This is a genomic window from Acidovorax sp. BLS4 (assembly GCF_032929295.1).
Classification (GTDB): Bacteria; Pseudomonadota; Gammaproteobacteria; order Burkholderiales; family Burkholderiaceae_C; genus Paracidovorax.
Map to the genome: position 1 here is coordinate 2012741 of NZ_CP136797.1, position 16650 is coordinate 2029390.

18 protein-coding genes are annotated in these 16650 nt (G+C 61.5%); 8 read left to right on the forward strand and 10 right to left on the reverse strand.

The window, feature by feature from the left end; translation table 11 throughout:
• Positions 1–24: 24 nt before the first annotated feature.
• Together R1Z03_RS09360 and R1Z03_RS09365 are read left to right on the forward strand one after the other, a co-directional pair.
• Positions 25–1677 (forward strand): NAD+ synthase, encoded by a 1653-nt coding sequence (locus R1Z03_RS09360; protein WP_317358973.1) that lies wholly within the window; start codon positions 25–27, stop codon positions 1675–1677.
• A 62-nt stretch (positions 1678–1739) separates the two neighbouring features.
• Entirely contained in the window at positions 1740–2078 is a 339-nt protein-coding gene (locus R1Z03_RS09365; RefSeq protein ID WP_092743842.1) for a P-II family nitrogen regulator, read from the forward strand.
• A gap of 33 nt (positions 2079–2111) precedes the next feature.
• Here the strand turns inward: R1Z03_RS09365 and R1Z03_RS09370 are convergent, their stop codons facing one another.
• The 6 genes from R1Z03_RS09370 to R1Z03_RS09395 form a co-directional block, all read right to left on the reverse strand.
• Positions 2112–2708, reverse strand: a complete 597-nt coding sequence (locus R1Z03_RS09370) for a TIGR00730 family Rossman fold protein (RefSeq protein ID WP_317358976.1) — start codon at positions 2706–2708, stop codon at positions 2112–2114.
• A complete protein-coding gene (locus R1Z03_RS09375) occupies positions 2701–3096 on the reverse strand; it encodes a diacylglycerol kinase (protein ID WP_284430918.1) in 396 nt (131 codons plus the stop codon). The genes R1Z03_RS09370 and R1Z03_RS09375 overlap by 8 nt, the downstream gene beginning before the upstream one ends.
• 62 nt (positions 3097–3158) lie before the next feature.
• Positions 3159–3647: an RDD family protein gene (locus R1Z03_RS09380; RefSeq protein ID WP_284430919.1), complete on the reverse strand. Its 489-nt coding sequence runs from the start codon at positions 3645–3647 to the stop codon at positions 3159–3161.
• Between the two features lie 64 nt (positions 3648–3711).
• Positions 3712–4566 carry a DUF3106 domain-containing protein gene (locus R1Z03_RS09385; protein ID WP_317358979.1) on the reverse strand — a complete coding sequence of 285 codons (855 nt, stop codon included), beginning with the start codon at positions 4564–4566 and terminating at the stop codon, positions 3712–3714.
• Positions 4567–4582: 16 nt separating this feature from the next.
• Positions 4583–5029 (reverse strand): DUF3619 family protein, encoded by a 447-nt coding sequence (locus R1Z03_RS09390; protein ID WP_317358981.1) that lies wholly within the window; start codon positions 5027–5029, stop codon positions 4583–4585.
• Positions 5026–5595 (reverse strand): RNA polymerase sigma factor, encoded by a 570-nt coding sequence (locus R1Z03_RS09395; RefSeq protein WP_272569459.1) that lies wholly within the window; start codon positions 5593–5595, stop codon positions 5026–5028. The genes R1Z03_RS09390 and R1Z03_RS09395 overlap by 4 nt, the downstream gene beginning before the upstream one ends.
• A 284-nt stretch (positions 5596–5879) precedes the next feature.
• Between R1Z03_RS09395 and R1Z03_RS09400 the strand changes: the two genes are divergently transcribed.
• From R1Z03_RS09400 to R1Z03_RS09425, 6 genes are all read left to right on the forward strand, one after another.
• Positions 5880–7667 carry an acetolactate synthase 3 catalytic subunit gene (locus R1Z03_RS09400; protein WP_284426843.1) on the forward strand — a complete coding sequence of 596 codons (1788 nt, stop codon included), beginning with the start codon at positions 5880–5882 and terminating at the stop codon, positions 7665–7667.
• A 143-nt stretch (positions 7668–7810) separates the two neighbouring features.
• The gene (ilvN, locus tag R1Z03_RS09405; RefSeq protein WP_092743827.1) at positions 7811–8302 is read left to right on the forward strand and encodes an acetolactate synthase small subunit; all 492 of its coding nucleotides are present in this window, start codon (positions 7811–7813) and stop codon (positions 8300–8302) included.
• A 63-nt stretch (positions 8303–8365) separates the two neighbouring features.
• Complete coding sequence (gene ilvC, locus R1Z03_RS09410; RefSeq protein WP_284430922.1) at positions 8366–9382, forward strand: ketol-acid reductoisomerase; 1017 nt, start codon at positions 8366–8368, stop codon at positions 9380–9382.
• Between the two features lie 196 nt (positions 9383–9578).
• A complete protein-coding gene (gene pssA / locus R1Z03_RS09415; protein ID WP_284427766.1) occupies positions 9579–10412 on the forward strand; it encodes a CDP-diacylglycerol--serine O-phosphatidyltransferase in 834 nt (277 codons plus the stop codon).
• 208 nt (positions 10413–10620) lie between these two features.
• Positions 10621–12159, forward strand: a complete 1539-nt coding sequence (locus R1Z03_RS09420) for a 2-isopropylmalate synthase (protein ID WP_317358987.1) — start codon at positions 10621–10623, stop codon at positions 12157–12159.
• A 115-nt stretch (positions 12160–12274) separates the two neighbouring features.
• The gene (locus R1Z03_RS09425) at positions 12275–13372 is read left to right on the forward strand and encodes a serine hydrolase (protein ID WP_317358989.1); all 1098 of its coding nucleotides are present in this window, start codon (positions 12275–12277) and stop codon (positions 13370–13372) included.
• A gap of 127 nt (positions 13373–13499) precedes the next feature.
• Here the strand turns inward: R1Z03_RS09425 and R1Z03_RS09430 are convergent, their stop codons facing one another.
• The 4 genes from R1Z03_RS09430 to R1Z03_RS09445 form a co-directional block, all read right to left on the reverse strand.
• Positions 13500–14303, reverse strand: coding sequence for an IclR family transcriptional regulator (locus tag R1Z03_RS09430; RefSeq protein ID WP_284430924.1), 804 nt, complete (start codon positions 14301–14303; stop codon positions 13500–13502).
• Between the two features lie 67 nt (positions 14304–14370).
• A complete protein-coding gene (locus tag R1Z03_RS09435) occupies positions 14371–15108 on the reverse strand; it encodes an arginyltransferase (RefSeq protein ID WP_317358992.1) in 738 nt (245 codons plus the stop codon).
• Complete coding sequence (gene aat, locus R1Z03_RS09440) at positions 15105–15863, reverse strand: leucyl/phenylalanyl-tRNA--protein transferase (protein WP_317358994.1); 759 nt, start codon at positions 15861–15863, stop codon at positions 15105–15107. The genes R1Z03_RS09435 and aat overlap by 4 nt, the downstream gene beginning before the upstream one ends.
• 207 nt (positions 15864–16070) lie before the next feature.
• The gene (locus tag R1Z03_RS09445) at positions 16071–16481 is read right to left on the reverse strand and encodes a NirD/YgiW/YdeI family stress tolerance protein (protein ID WP_317358996.1); all 411 of its coding nucleotides are present in this window, start codon (positions 16479–16481) and stop codon (positions 16071–16073) included.
• Positions 16482–16650: the final 169 nt, after the last annotated feature.

The window sequence follows — 16650 nt, forward strand, 5'->3', positions numbered from 1 at the left end:
TTCGAGTCCTTTTTCCATCCCCGTATGCCATTCGTCATCAGCGTTGCCCAGCTCAATTTCGTGGTGGGCGATCTGCCGGGCAATGCCCGCAAGATCATCGCCTGCGCCCAGCAAGCCCATGCCGCCGGCGCGCGCCTGCTGCTCACGCCCGAGTTGTCGCTGTGCGGTTATGCCGCCGAAGACCTCTACCTTCGCCCCGCTTTTCTGTCGGGTTGCGAGGATGCACTGGCAACGGTGGCGCGGGAGACGGCGCGGTTCGAGGGCTTGGCCATCGTGGTCGGGCATCCTCAGCGGGCCGAAGCGGATGGCGAAGGCCTTTGCTACAACGCTGCCAGCGTGCTGCGCAATGGGGTGGTCGAGCAGACCTACCTCAAGCAGGAACTGCCGAACTACGACGTGTTCGACGAGCGGCGCTACTTCTTGCCAGGCGACGGCACCTGCCTCTTTGACGTGGAGGGCGTGCGCGTCGGCCTGCTGATCTGCGAGGACGCCTGGTTCGAAGGCCCCGCCCGCCGGGCGGCGCAGGCGGGGGCGCAGTTGCTGGTCACCATCAACGCGTCGCCGTTCCACCTGGGCAAAAGCGCCGAGCGCGAGCAGATCATGCGCGAGCGTGTCACGGAGACCGGCCTGCCGCTGGTCTATGCCCACCTGGTCGGTGGCCAGGACGAGGTGCTCTTCGAAGGCCGTTCCTTTGCCCTGCAGTCCAATGGTTTCGTGGCCGCGCGTGCGACCGGATTCGAGGAAGCCTGCTTTCCGGTCCGCGTGGACGTCGTGCAGGGTGCGATCGAATTGAAGGCCGAAGTCGCGCCGCTGCCCGCGCTGGAGTCCGATCTGTGGAGCGCGCTGGTCATGGGGGTGCGCGACTATGTCGGCAAGAACGGCTTTCCCGGCGCGCTGCTGGGGCTGTCGGGCGGCATCGATTCCGCGCTGGTCCTGGCCATTGCCGTGGATGCGCTGGGCGCTGACAAGGTGCGCGCCGTGATGATGCCTTCGCCCTACACTGCGGACATCAGCTGGATCGACGCGCGCGACATGGCCGAGCGCCTGGGCGTGCGCTACGACGAAATCTCGATCGCCCCGCAATTCGAGGCGTTCAAGGCCGCGCTGGCGCAGGAGTTCGCCGGCCTGCCCGAAGACACCACCGAGGAAAACCTGCAGGCTCGCATCCGTGGCACGTTGCTCATGGCGCTGTCCAACAAATTCGGCGCGGTGGTGCTCACCACCGGCAACAAGAGCGAGATGGCGACGGGCTACTGCACACTCTACGGCGACATGGCAGGAGGGTTTGCCGTCATCAAGGACGTGGCCAAGACGGCCGTGTTCTCGCTGGCGCGCTGGCGCAATGCCAATGACCCCTTCGGAACCGGCGCGCAGCCCATTCCCGAACGGATCATCACGCGCCCGCCGAGCGCCGAACTGCGCCCCGACCAGAAGGACCAGGACAGCCTGCCACCCTACGAGGTGCTCGACGCGATCGTCGCCCGGTACATGGAGAACGACGAGCCCATCGACGCCATCGTGCAAGCCGGCTACGACCGGGCCGACGTGGAGCGCGTGACGCGCCTCATCCAGCTCAATGAATACAAGCGCCGCCAGGCGCCGGTGGGCATCCGCATCAGCCGCCGCAGCTTCGGCAAGGATTGGCGCTACCCCATCACCAACCGTTTCCGGGCGTGAGCGATCGACGACGACGCGGCCTTGAGCATCCCTCGCATTTCACCTTTCCAGGAGTTTCCGCCATGAAAATGATCACCGCCGTCATCAAGCCCTTCAAACTCGAAGAAGTCCGCGAAGCCCTGGCCGAGTGCGGCGTGACGGGCCTCACCGTCACCGAAGTGAAGGGTTTCGGCCGTCAGAAGGGCCATACCGAGCTGTACCGCGGCGCCGAGTACGTGGTGGATTTTTTGCCCAAGGTGAAGGTGGAAGTGGTCGTGAAGACCGACGACGTGGACCGCTGCGTGGATGCCATCGTCAACGTGGCGCGCACGGGCAAGATCGGCGACGGCAAGATCTTCGTCACCGCCGTGGAGCGTGTGGTGCGCATCCGCACGGGCGACCTGGACGAAGCCGCCGTCTGACGGTCGACTGCGCGCCTGGGCGGCTGCGCTGACTCAGATCACCGCCCGCAACGGAACCTTCTGCGTGCCCTGCATGCCGGCGGCCTCGACCAGGGACTGCAGGAGGCTTTCGTGGTCGGAGGAGGCCGTCATCAGACCCATCTGCCAGTCGCTCATGAGTCCGCTGGCCACGCTGGTCTGCAGAAACGCCATCAGACCGTCGTAGTAGCCGTCCACATTCAGCAGGCCGATGGGCTTGTCGTGGTAGCCGAGCTGGCGCCACGTCCACACCTCAAACAATTCTTCGAACGTTCCGATGCCGCCTGGAAGGGCCAGGAAAGCGTTGCAGCGCTCGGCCATCATGGCCTTGCGCTCGTGCATCGTCTCGACGATGTGCAGTTCATCGCAATCCCGGTTGGCCAGTTCCTTGTCCACGAGCGCCCGGGGAATCACGCCCAGCACGCGGCCACCCGTGCGCCGTGTGGCCTCGGCCACCGTGCCCATCAGGCCGCTGCGACCGCCACCATAGACCAGTTGGCCGCCGTGCCGGCCGATCCATTCGCCGACGGCAATGGCCGATTGGGTGAATAACGGGTTTTCACCTGGACGCGACCCCAGATAGACGCACAAGGAAAAAGACGGCTCAGCCATGGAAAAACCTCTGAAACAGGGCTGCAGCCCAGACGCCTGAGCACAGCAACACACTCAACAAGACGGCAGCGCTGCCCATGTCTTTGGCGCGCTTGGACAAATCGTGCAACTCGGGACCGATGCGATCAATGGCGGCTTCGATGCCGGAGTTGAGCAGTTCGGTGATCAGCACCAGAACCACCGTGCCAGCGAGCGCCGCAACCTCCAACCAGCCACGGCCCAGCCAGAATGCTGCGGGCAGCAGCACAAAGGCCATGCATGCCTCCAGCCGAAAAGCCTTCTCGCCCCAGCCGGCCTGAAGGCCCTGCAGCGAATATTGTCCGGCATGCCACAGGCGGTGCAGGCCGGTGCGGGCCTTGTGGGGATGGGGTGTGAAGGGGGCAGACATAGGCCACGCATTTTCGCCGGCCTGTGTGGCAGTTATCGCCTCCGGCGAAAGAAGTTGTCGGCTTACTTTTTGGCGTGCTCGAAATGCACGAGCCGCGTGCCAGCCCAGATGTCGTGCCAGAACTGCCGCTCGGGCTGAAACCGGCTCAACAATGCCCAGACCGCCACCCACCCCAGCAGAATGACCGCCGATTCACCACCGGACAGCTGGAATGGCGCCATGGCCGCCAGCGGCGGCAAAAACCACAGCCAGCTCAGCGCGTAACGGGCGAGGGCCCGGGTCTGCGTGATCGGCTGTCCCAGCCGGTCCACCACCCGGATATGCCAGGTCTTCATGGCCAGCGTTTGTCCTCTGGCCCAGAACCAGACGAAATAGATGCCGAAGACAACGAAAAGAAAACCCTGGAGCGCATGGCGGTTGTCCAGCGCATTGCGTGTCTGGCTGAGCGTGCCGAAAAGATAGCCGGCAATGAACACCACCCCGAACATCAGCATGCCCTCGTAGAGCCAGCAAGCCATGCGACGGCGCAGCGAAGGGGTGGTGCCGTTCATCGCGGTGCGGGAAATGTCATGGCTGGCCATGGTGCTCTGAGACGGAGACGCAGACATGGCGGTATCACTGAGGCGGGTGAAGCGGGGTGTTGTCCTGGGTCGGGGCGGCAGGGGGGGCTGCCTCGGCGGCCACCGGCTCTGCGCCGCTCAGCGGCGCCAGGGGCGACGGAACAGCGATCGGCACCGAGACGGGTGCCGTTTCCACTGGAGGTGCCAGGCTGGCCGCTGGGACCGATACCGGCAATGCCTGGGTCGGATGGAACTCGCTCACCGGCGGAATCTTGGGGGGATTGGGGCGGTTTGCATTCGCGACCGCGGCGGCAGGAACGCGGGCCAGCTTGCGAGGGGCCACGGGCCGGATCGCCGTGGCCGCGCCGGTGGGCCGAGGGGCCGCACGGGCCGCCAGCTGTTTCTTTTCCTCAGTAGGCAGGGCTTGGTACGCCTCCCACTGGGCCCACTTGTCATCCACGGCCAGTTTCTTAGTGGCGGCGTAGTTCAAACGGGCCTGACTGCGCTGCTGAAGGCTGAGGTTGGCCCAGTCGGTCATGCGCCCCAGCATCTTTTCGCGCTCTTGTGGCGACAAGGTGGGAAAGCTTGCGGACAGTGTGATCCAGCGCCGTTTTTGCGCCTCGCTGAGCAGGCTCCAGCGGGAGGCCAGGGGGGCGAGCGCTTCCTTTTGCGCGGCCGTCAAAGATTGCCATGCAGGCCCCGAGCCTGCACTGTCAGGATCCTGAAGCCGTAACTCCGGCCCACGGGCCGTGTGTTTGCTGGCCAGCGCCTCGGCTGGCATGGGCGCCACCGGTGCCATCCCGACCTGTGTCCAGGCTTGCCAGCCGCCCGCGACGAGCGCGCCCAGCAAGACAAAAGCCAGCACGGCGGCTGGCATCAGGCGGGGGGCGTCCAAAGGGCTGGTGGGCATGCAATCTGCAATAGGGTCAGTGGGTCGGGTTGGCGGACGTCTTGAGGAATTGAAGGAATCCCGGATCGGCATAAGCAGATGGCGGAAGATCATCCGTGAGCAAGGCGGCGTCCACCTCTGCCACCTCGTTCACCCCTTTTTCGTCCTGCGAGACATTGATGACCACCAGCCCGACGAGCAGTGCGGTGATTGGAACGGCCGACACCAGGGCGCGCCACCAGCTACCACCTTCTCCGCCCCAGCCCAGCACCGCGCTGTTGCCGGAAGCCAACACGGCGGGAGCCGTCTGCCGCGCCGGTGCGACCACCTTGCGTTTCGCAAGGGCCTGCACCCGCGCAGCACGGAGCCGCTCAGAAATATCGTAAGGAAGCTCGGCCGCGCCATCGGAAAGCCGTGCCGTCACACGGCGCGCAAAACGCTCTGCGGCAATTTCCGCAGGATGGGTTGAGGACTGGTAATTCATAGTTCGATTCCTTTCGCCTTCAGTGCTTTGCTGAGGGTCTGGACGGCACGAAAGCAGTGCGTTTTGACGCTGCCTTCCGAGCAACCCATCGCAGCTGCCGTTTCTGCAACATCCATCTCCTCCCAGTAACGCATCAAAAACGCCTCCCGTTGACGAGCTGGCAACTCTTGAATTTCCGCTTCGATGTCGTGAAAAACCTGGGCACGCCTGACCAGATCTTCCGCGCTTTGGGCTGTCTCGCCGCCCTCGGGGCCCGAATAGGCTTCCAGCAGATCGAAATCTGCACCGTCTTCTCCCGGCCCTTCGAAGTCGCTCATGCTAGAAAACAACGCATTGCGTGTCTTCTGGCGCCGAAACCAGTCCAGCGTACAGTTGGACAGGATGCGCTGAAAGAGCATGGGCAACTCGGCCACCGGCTTGTCACCATAGTGCTCGGCCAGCTTGAGCATGCTGTCCTGAACGATGTCCAGTGCCGACTCCTCATTGCGTACGTGATAAAGCGAGCGCTTGTAGGCCCGCTTTTCTACGCTTTTGAGGAAGTTGGAGAGTTCTTGTTCGGTAGCCAAGACAAAGGTGCCCGCTGATCGGGGCTTGGGGTTCGTTGGCGACAAACGCCAGCGCGTGATTGCCGAGTTTATCGCATCGACTTCAAGTCTTTTGGGCGTGCCGTGCCCAGAATCCATGTTGCAGTGCCATAATCCGGCTTGCAATTCAAAAGGCAAACGGGTTTCGGTCCGGCGCAGCAATCATCTCGCCCATGTCCGAAGCCTCAAGTTCCAAGTCGGCTCCACAAGAGTCCGCACAAGGGGCACCCAAGGTTTTTCGTTAGAGAAATTCGCAAAGGTTGATCATGGAAATCTCCAAGGCCGAAATCACTTCGGCGGCCGCTGCCACGCAGGGCGCTTCGCATTCCCCGTCCCAGGACCTCATGGGGTCCGAAATCCTCATCAAGTCTTTGCAGGCCGAAGGCGTGCAATTCATCTGGGGCTATCCGGGTGGCGCGGTTCTCTACATCTACGACGCGCTCTACAAGCAAGAGACCATTCAGCATGTGCTCGTGCGCCACGAGCAGGCTGCAGTGCATGCTGCCGACGGCTACGCCCGTGCCACTGGTGAAGTGGGGGTCGCCCTCGTCACTTCCGGCCCCGGATTGACCAATGCCGTGACCGGAATCGCCACGGCCTACATGGATTCCATTCCCATGGTCATCATCTCCGGACAGGTGCCGACGGCCGCGATCGGGCTGGACGCCTTCCAGGAGTGCGATACCGTGGGCATCACGCGCCCCATAGTGAAGCACAATTTTCTCGTCAAGGATGCCCGCGATCTGGCCATGACGATGAAAAAGGCCTTCCACATCGCCCGCACCGGCCGTCCCGGACCGGTGGTGGTCGATATCCCGAAAGACGTCTCCTTCAAGAAGGTGGCCTACCACGGGTATCCGCAGAGCGTCGAAATGCGCTCCTACAACCCTGTTCGCAAAGGCCATGGCGGCCAGATCCGCAAGGCGCTGCAGTTGCTGCTGACCGCCAAGCGGCCTTACATCTACACGGGTGGCGGCGTTTTGCTGGGCAATGCCACGCAAGAATTGCGCACGTTGGTGGACATGCTGGGTTATCCGGTGACCAATACCCTGATGGGATTGGGCGCATACCCGGCGAGCGATCGCAAGTTCCTCGGTATGCTGGGCATGCATGGCACGATCGAAGCCAACAACGCCATGCAGAACTGTGACGTGCTCCTGGCGGTCGGCGCACGGTTCGATGACCGCGTCATCGGCAACGTGAAGCACTTTGCGCAGAACGATCGCAAGATCATCCATATCGATATCGACCCTTCGAGCATCTCCAAACGCGTCAAGGTCGATATTCCCATCGTTGGCGACGTCAAGGATGTACTGACGGAGCTGATCACCATGGTGAGCGAATCCAGCACTCGGGCCGATGCCGGCGCCTTGGCCGCCTGGTGGGACACGATCGAAGGCTGGCGCAAGCGCGAATGCCTCAAATACGATCGCAGCAACAACGAAGTCATCAAGCCGCAATACGTGGTCGAAACCCTCTGGAACATGACCAAGGATGCCGACACCTATGTGACCTCCGATGTGGGGCAGCATCAGATGTGGGCGGCTCAGTACTATCGATTTGATGAGCCGCGCCGCTGGATCAACTCCGGTGGGCTTGGCACGATGGGTGTGGGTATTCCTTATGCCATGGGCATCAAGCTGGCGAAGCCGGACGCCGAAGTGTTCTGCATCACGGGCGAAGGCTCGGTGCAGATGAACATTCAGGAGTTGTCCACCTGCCTGCAATACAACACTCCCATCAAGATCTGTGCGTTGAACAACCGTTACCTTGGCATGGTGCGGCAGTGGCAGGAAATTGAATATTCTGGCCGTTACAGTCACAGCTACATGGACGCGTTACCCAATTTCGTGAAGCTGGCGGAAGCGTATGGCCACGTGGGTCTTTTGATTGAGCGGCCGCAAGACGTCGAGCCCGCGCTGCGCGAGGCGCGCAAGCTCAAGGACCGCACGGTTTTCATGGACTTCCGCACTGATCCGACGGAGAACGTGTTCCCGATGGTTCAGTCTGGCAAGGGCATTACCGAAATGCTTTTGGGATCGGAAGATCTTTAAGCCTAATCGCTCTTCAGCGCTTTGCCATAAAGCGTTTCCAGCTATTCTTTGAATAGCAATATCTCCAACGACGAATCTATTGCCTGCCGAGCTTGGCGCTTACCAGCGCCAGGGGAGGGCTGCGAAAAGAGGAATCTGCACCCATGAAGCACATCATTGCCGTCCTGCTGGAAAACGAACCCGGCGCGCTGTCCCGCGTCGTCGGCCTGTTTTCCGCACGGGGCTACAACATCGAATCGCTGACCGTGGCTCCCACGGAAGACGCGTCGCTTTCGCGCATGACGATACAGACCACGGGGTCCGATGACGTGATCGAGCAAATCACCAAGCATCTGAACCGCCTCATCGAAGTCGTGAAGGTGGTCGACCTGACCGAGGGCGCGTACACCGAGCGGGAGCTCATGATGGTGAAGGTGCGTGCTGTCGGCAAAGAGCGCGAAGAGATGAAACGCATGGCGGACATCTTTCGCGGCCGAATTATCGACGTCACAGAGAAGAGCTACACCGTCGAGTTGACGGGAGATCAGTCCAAGAACGATGCGTTTTTGCAGGCCATCGACCGCACCGCCATCCTGGAAACCGTTCGAACCGGCGCCAGCGGCATCGGCCGCGGTGAACGCATTCTGCGTGTCTGATCCACTCCGCTTATTTCCTCACCTTTTTTCAATACCCCCTCATCGATTCAACCTGGAGCCAACATGAAAGTTTTCTACGATAAAGACTGTGACCTGAGCCTGATCAAAGGCAAGACCGTGGCCATCATCGGCTATGGCTCGCAGGGGCACGCCCATGCGCAAAACCTGAACGACAGCGGCGTGAAGGTCGTGGTTGGCCTGCGCAAGGGCGGGGCCTCGTGGGACAAGGTCGGCAAGGCTGGCCTCAATGTGCTGGAAGTGAACGAAGCGGTAAAGGCTGCCGACGTCGTCATGATTCTGCTGCCCGACGAGCAGATCGCCGAGGTCTACACGAACAATGTGGCCCCCCACATCAAGCAGGGCGCATCGCTGGCCTTCGCACACGGGTTCAACGTGCATTACAACCAAGTCGTGCCCCGCGCTGACCTGGACGTCTGGATGGTGGCCCCGAAGGCTCCCGGTCATACCGTGCGCAACACCTACACCCAAGGCGGTGGCGTGCCCCATCTGGTGGCAGTGCACCAGGACAAGTCCGGCAAGGCCCGCGACCTGGCCCTGTCGTACGCCATGGCCAATGGTGGCGGCAAGGCCGGCATCATCGAGACCAACTTCAAGGAAGAGACCGAGACCGACCTGTTCGGCGAACAGGCTGTGCTGTGCGGTGGCGCGGTCGAGCTGATCAAGATGGGTTATGAAACTCTGGTCGAAGCCGGCTACGCTCCTGAAATGGCTTACTTCGAGTGCCTGCATGAGCTCAAGCTCATCGTGGACCTGATCTACGAAGGCGGCATTGCCAACATGAACTACTCGATCTCAAACAACGCCGAGTTCGGCGAGTACGTGACCGGCCCGGAAGTGATCAATGCTCAGTCGCGCGAAGCCATGCGCAACGCCCTGAAGCGCATCCAGAACGGCGATTACGCCAAGATGTTCATTCAGGAAGGCCGCCTGAACTATCCATCGATGACGGCTCGCCGCCGCAACACGGCCGACCACAGCATCGAAGTGGTGGGCAACAAGCTGCGCGCGATGATGCCCTGGATCGCCAAGAACAAGCTGGTGGACCAGACCCGCAACTGATCGCCGCCGCGTGCCTGCGGTCTCGGCCGTGGGTACCAAGATTGCAGGGAGGCCACTTCGGTGGCCTTTTTCTTTGGATTCTCATAGTGTGTGCAGGCACTACACTCCGCTGTCCGCCGATCACTGGGATCCGGCAGAGGTACTCTAATTTTGATAGCTGCTTGCGCTGACCGTGTGGGCGCTGGAGGTTCATTTGATGCACGAGGGCAATGATTTCGCCAATGACACGCCCCTGGTGGTGCGCAAGCGGCGAAAAGGCATCTACATACTGCCCAATCTGTTCACGTTGGCGGCGCTTTTCGGGGGGTTCTATGCCATCGTGATGGCCATGAATGGCCGCTTCGATCTTGCTGCCGTCGGTGTGTTCTGTGCCATGGTGCTCGATAGCCTGGACGGGCGTGTGGCCCGGATGACCAATACGCAGAGTGCCTTTGGCGAGCAGATGGACTCGCTCTCCGACATGGTGTCTTTCGGAGCCGCACCAGCGCTCATTGCCTATGAGTGGGCGCTGAAGGGGCTTGGACGCTGGGGATGGATCGCCGCTTTCGTCTATTGCGCCTGTGCGGCCCTGCGATTGGCCCGTTTCAATGTGAACACCGGCGTGGTGGACAAACGGTACTTTCAAGGCTTGCCATCGCCTGCCGCCGCCGCATTGGTGGCAGGCTTCATCTGGTTGTTGACGGAACTCGGTGTGCGCCGCGGCGAGACGGGCTGGATGAGCTGGTCACAGGTGAGCTGGACCATGTTCGGCTTCACGCTGTATGCGGGCCTCACGATGGTAACCAATGTCCCGTTTTACAGTTTCAAAGACATTCAGATGAAGAAGAGTGTGCCGTTCGCCGTCATCGTTTTGATCGCGCTGGGTATCGCCATCATAAACATCCACCCGCCCACCGTGCTGTTCAGCGTGTTCGTGCTGTATGGCCTGAGCGGATACTTCGTCTATGCGTGGCGCAAGGCGAAAGGGCAGCATAGCAGCGTGATCAGCATGTCCACTGACGAGCCGGACGAACGTGGCTTGCACAAGTGATTGCGCCGCTGGGTGAGGCTGGTGTGCTACATTGCGCCGCATGAAAACGCTGGCACTGCCGCTGCTATCGCTATTCGCTTTCGGGCGAAGACGCTAGCGCACAGGCGCTCTTCTTGCAAAAAGGCCCGTATGCATCCGCAGCGGGCCTTTTTGCTTTGCGTGCCAGAATTTCAACGTTGCGGACCCCCACCATCTCTGGAGAAACACAATGGCAGACAAGCTGATTATTTTCGACACCACGTTGCGCGACGGTGAGCAGTCGCCTGGCGCATCCATGACCAAGGACGAGAAGCTGCGCATTGCGCGCCAACTCGAGCGTCTCAAGGTCGATGTGATCGAAGCGGGGTTTGCTGCCAGCTCCAACGGGGATTTCGAGGCGGTACAGTCCATCGCGCAAGCCATCAAGGACTCGACTATCTGCTCCCTGTCCCGCGCGAACGATCGTGATATTTCGCGCGCAGCGGAAGCGCTGAAAGGGGCCAATAGCGCACGCATCCATACGTTCATTGCGACGAGTCCGCTGCACATGGAAAAGAAGCTGCGCATGACCCCCGAGCAGGTGCTGGAGCAGGCCAAGCAGTCGGTCCGATTCGCCCGCAACCTGATTGGCGACATCGAGTTCAGCCCGGAGGACGGGTACCGCAGCGAGATGGATTTCCTGTGCCGCGTCCTGGAAGCCGTGATTGCGGAAGGAGCCACCACGATCAACGTGCCCGATACCGTCGGCTATGCGGTTCCCGAACTGTATGGCAACTTCATCAAGACTTTGCGGGAGCGGATTCCCAACAGCGACAAGGCCATCTGGTCGGTGCATTGCCACAACGATCTGGGCATGGCGGTGGCCAACTCTCTGGCGGGCGTGAAGATCGGCGGTGCCCGCCAGGTCGAGTGCACGATCAACGGGCTGGGCGAGCGGGCAGGCAACTGCTCGCTGGAAGAGATCGTGATGGCCGTCAAGACACGCAAGGACTACTTTGGACTGGAGCTGGGCATCGAGGCCCAGCACATCGTGGCGGCCAGCCGCATGGTCAGCCAGACGACGGGGTTCGTCGTGCAGCCCAACAAGGCCGTGGTGGGCGCCAATGCTTTTGCGCATGCCAGCGGGATCCATCAGGATGGCGTGCTGAAGGCCCGTGACACCTACGAAATCATGCGGGCCGAGGATGTGGGCTGGTCTGCCAGCAAGATCGTGCTGGGCAAGTTGAGTGGCCGCAATGCCTTCAAGCAGCGTTTGCTTGAATTGGGTGTGCAGCTTGACAGCGAAACGGACGTCAACAGCGCTTTCGCCAAGTTCAAGGAGTTGGCGGACCGCAAAAGCGAGATCTTCGACGAAGACATCTTGGCGCTGGTCAGTGGTGAGAGTGCTGCCAACGAGCAGGAGCAGTATGGCTTCGTGTCGTTGTCGCAGCACAGCGAAACGGGCGAGCGCCCGCAAGCCACCATTGTCTTCACCGTGGGCGGCAAGGAGGTGCGGGGCCAGTCGGATGGCAATGGGCCTGTGGATGCTTCACTCAAGGCCATAGAGTCGCACGTCAAGAGTGGGGCCGAAATGGTGCTCTATTCGGTCAATGCCATCAGCGGTTCGACGGAGAGCCAGGGGGAAGTGACGGTGCGGCTGCAGAACAGCGGCAGGGTGGTGAACGGGGTGGGCGCAGACCCCGACATCGTGGTCGCGTCAGCCAAAGCCTATATCAGTGCGTTGAACAAATTACAAAGTAAAGCCGATCGAGTCGCCGCACAAGGCTGACCATCGAATTTATAATTCATTCACTTTATTGAAAGGTCGCGCAAGGTATTGATCTTGCGCGACTTTTTTCGATTCTGTACACTGACAAACACTTTTTACCGCTTGGAGCATTCTGATGCACGTACGCCCTCGCGCTTCTTCTCGTTTTTTTCGCACCGTCGCATTCCTTGCGATGAGCATTGCGCTCACGGCCACCTCGGTGCACGCGGCAGAGCGAAAGAAGGTGCAGGTCAAGAAGCAGGCTGCATCTTCGACTGCCAAACAGCGTCCTGTGGCACGCTCTGCCACGGTGGTTTCCCGCAAGGCGGTGACCCGTGTCAAGGCCACCACCCGCGCATCTGCGCGCAGCGTGAAGGTCGCCACTCGCATGGTGGCCGTCCCTGAAAAGTTGTCCTTCGGACAAGTCGCCGGCCTGCACTCCCTCACCGATCCCCTGGATTTGAAGTCCAGCGTGGCCTTGGTCATCGACCAGGAGACCAACGAAGTCCTGCTGAGCAAGAACGACCATGCCGTTCTGCCCATTGCATCGCTGACCAAATTGATGACCGGGCTGCTCGTATCGCAAGCCCACTTGCCGATGGATGAGCCCATCACCATCACGCAAGACGACGTGGATACCGAGAAGTTCAGCAGTTCTCGTTTGGCCGTGGGCACGACCCTCACGCGGGGCGAGATGATGCATCTGGCCCTCATGTCCAGCGAAAACCGGGCGGCCCATGCCTTGGGCCGCACCTTCCCTGGCGGGCTGGAAGCTTTTGTCGCGCAGATGAACGCGAAGGCGAAGCTGCTGGGCATGACGGATACCCGCTATGTGGAGCCCACGGGCCTGTCCAGCCATAACCAGTCCAGTGCCCGCGATCTGGCCACTTTGGTCAATATTGCCCATGGCGATCCCCTGCTGCGCGAACTCACTACGTCTCCCAGCTATGAAGTGGCCGTGGGGCGCCGCACGCTGCAGTACAACAACACCAATCGGCTCGTGAAAAGCCCGGCTTGGGACATCGGCCTTCAAAAGACGGGATACATCTCCGAAGCAGGCCGTTGCCTGGTGATGCAGGCCCAGATATCGGGCCGCAAGCTGATCATGGTTTTCCTGGATTCTGCAGGCAAGTTCAGCCGCCTGGGCGATGCTGAGCGCGTGCGCAACTGGGTGGAAAAACTGCCTTCCATTGGTGGTGCGCCCACCCTTCACGCCATCGGCACGAAGCCCTAACGCAACTCGGTCCCCGCCTGTTCTGAATGGCAGGGCTTGAGATCAGGAGAGGCGAAAGACCAAAGGCGATCCGATCCCCTTTGACCCACGCGCATTGCTTGCCATGCGCGTTTTGTCTTGGGGCATGCTAGGGAGCAGTTGTTTTGTCGCGTCGGCTGGTGGAATAGCCCAGGGCCTGGGAGATTTCGCTGGCAGTCGCCTGGAGCTTTGGCAGCCAGTTCTCATCCAGGCGATCCGCGGGGGCGGAGATTGAAAGGCCTGCGACCAGATGGGCCTGGTCGTCGTACACGCCCGCTGCCATGCAGCGCACGCCAAGTTCGAGTTCCTCGTTGTCTCGCGCAATACCGTACTGGCGGGCTTTGCCCAGTTCGCGCTCCAGCACCGGCAGCTGCGTGATGCTGTTGCGGGTGTGTCCCGACAGGCCAGTGCGCATCGCATAGGCTCTGACCCGCTGGGGATCGTCTGCGGCCAGAAACAGTTTGCCCGTCGACGTCAGATGCAGCGGCGCTCGGCCGCCGATGGCACGGACCACCTGCATGCCGGAGCGTTCGCTGTAGGCTCGCTCGACATACACGATCTCATCGCCCTGGCGCATGCTCAGATTGACGGGCTGCTGGATCAGCTTGTGCAGGTTGCGCATGGGGGTCAGCGCCGCATCGCGCACACTCAGGCGCGCTTTCACCAGGTTGCCCAATTCCAGCAAACGCATGCCGAGGCGGTAGCTGCCGGATTCCGGGCGGTCCACAAAACGGCCGATTGTCAGGTCGTTCAGGATGCGGTGGGCCGTGGAAGGGTGCAAACCGGTCTTCTCGCTGATTTCCTTGAGGGAAATCGCTTCCTCGCGCGAGGTGAGCACGTCGATGAGTGCAAACATGCGCTCCAGCACCTGGACGCTGGGTTTGGCGGGCGCGCCGGCATCGTCTTTTTTCATGGTGATGTGTGTTGACGAGAAGCGCGCATTTTATCTTGTGAAATGCAGGGCGGCCGTCTTCACCACCTCATGGCGCGAGTCTCCATTCGCCGTTGGTCCGCAATTCATGGGGCAGAAAGCGTGCCTTGTAGTTCATCTTCGGGCTCTCTTCGATCCAGTAGCCCAGGTAGACATAGGGCAGATCCAGAGTACGCGCCTGCTCGATCTGCCACAGCACGTTGTAGGTGCCGTAGCTGCAGCTGGGGTCGGGTTCGTAGAACGTGTAGACGGCAGACAAGCCGTCGTCCAACACGTCCAGAATCGAGACCATCCGCAATGCACCGGGTGTGCCGTCCAGGTCGGGTTCTCGGAACTCCACGAGCCGGGAGTTGACCCGGCTCTGCAGCAGGAACTGGGTGTACTGGTCGATGCTGTCGTGGTCCATGCCGCCGCCGCAGTGGCGCAGGTTCTGGTAGCGCAGATAAAGCTGGTAGTGCTCGGGCACGTAGCCCAGGCGCAGGACGCGTGCCTGCAGGTTTCCGTGCTTCGCCCATGCGCGGCGCTGGCTGCGATCGGGCTTGAACGATTTGGACAGCACGCGCAGCGGCGTACAAGCTTGGCAGCCATCGCAGTAGGGGCGGTAGGTGAACATGCCGCTGCGGCGAAACCCCCGCGACACCAAATCCGAATACACATCGTTCTGGATCAGGTGGCTGGGGGTGGCAACCTGCGAGCGTGCCTGCCGTGCAGGCAGGTAGCTGCATGGGTAAGGGGCCGTGGCATAGAACTGCAAGGTGTGCAGCGGCAGATCGTTGAGTTGCGTCATCCCGGATTCCCAGTAGGGGGCATCAGCGCAGTCCAGTATACGGGCTCGAATTTCCAGGAAACCGGTGCTTCCCGGGAGGCCTTTGCCACGTGGTCCAGGAACCGGGCGCGGTCTATTTCATGGGCGCCGAAAGACGCCAGATGGGCTGTGTTCTGCTGGCAGTCGATGAGCGCCACGCCGTGGTGCCGGCACAAGCACACGAAAGCTGCGAGCGCGACCTTCGATGCATCGGTGGCGTGGGCGAACATCGATTCGCCAAAAACGGCTTTGCCCAGCGCGATGAAGTACAGCCCGCCGACGAGCTGGCCGTCGACCCACGTCTCCACGCTGTGCGCAAAGCCGGCGGTGTGGAATGCACGATAGGCGTCCACCATCTGCGGCACGATCCAGGTGCCGTTCTGGCCCGACCTTGGCGTGCCGGCACAGGCCTTGATGACCGCGCCGAAGTCATGGTCCACGCGGATTTCGCACTGGGGCGAGACGCGGAATTTCTGCAAGGTGCGGCGCAGCGAACGGTGCAGACGAAATTCCGCCACGGGCAGCACCATGCGGGGATCGGGGCTCCACCAGAGCACGGGTTGCCCGGGGCTGAACCACGGAAAAATGCCTTGCTGGTAGGCACTTTTCAATTGGGCGACGCTGAGATTTCCACCAGCGGCCAGCAGTCCCGGGGCCGCGGATTCGCTGCCCCAGCTGAGCGCCACGCTGGGAAATTCGTCGCCGGGTTGCAGCCAAGGCAAATAATCGTCAGCCATGCACAGGGAAGAATGGAAGAAGCAACGCATTGTCGCCGAGTGCGCAGGGCGGCGGGGCGGAGAGGCCACCTTCGGATCGGTTGTGCGGAGACTGCTTGGATGGAGTCGATCCGAGCCTGCCTTCAGCAGGCGATGGCAAAAAGGCCATCCCCGCGGATGGCCTTTCACTGGGGCGAGTGGCGGCGCTCGGGCCCCAGCCTCATCCGATCAGGGAATCAGGCGAACCTGCTCCACCTCGAACTCCATTTTGCGGATGCCCTTGTCGACCTCTCCCACCAGTTCCACCCGCTGCTGGGCACTGATGGGTTGGCCTGCCGGAAAGCGTTTGTCCGAAATCTCGACCGGCATGCGGCCGCTGTCGTCTGCGAAGGTGTAGTTTTTGCCGCCGTCGTGGGACACGATGCGGCCTTGCAGGCGGACGTGCTGGTCGTCCGTGGCGGTGTCGAGCAGTTGCTTGACCGTCATCGTGGGCACCGAGGTGGGCCCGGTGTAGCCGCTGCCGGGTGCCGGTGCTGCAGCATGTTCGCCCGTGGTGGGACCGGTGTACTGCGCCATGGCTGGTGCGGAGGCGCCCAGCAGGCCGAGGGTGAGAACGAGCGCGGTGGTGGTTTTCTGCATGGCTTCACTCCTTTGGGATGATTGAATGGCCTGCGGGTTGGGTGACCCGCGGCAAGGAGCCACAGAGGATGCCGAAGCGGCAGAGGGCGGGGTGTAGGCGATGGCCGGACGGCCGATTCGGTCGATGTCGGCAATGACGGGCCAAAAATTACTGGTCCAGCAGACAAAA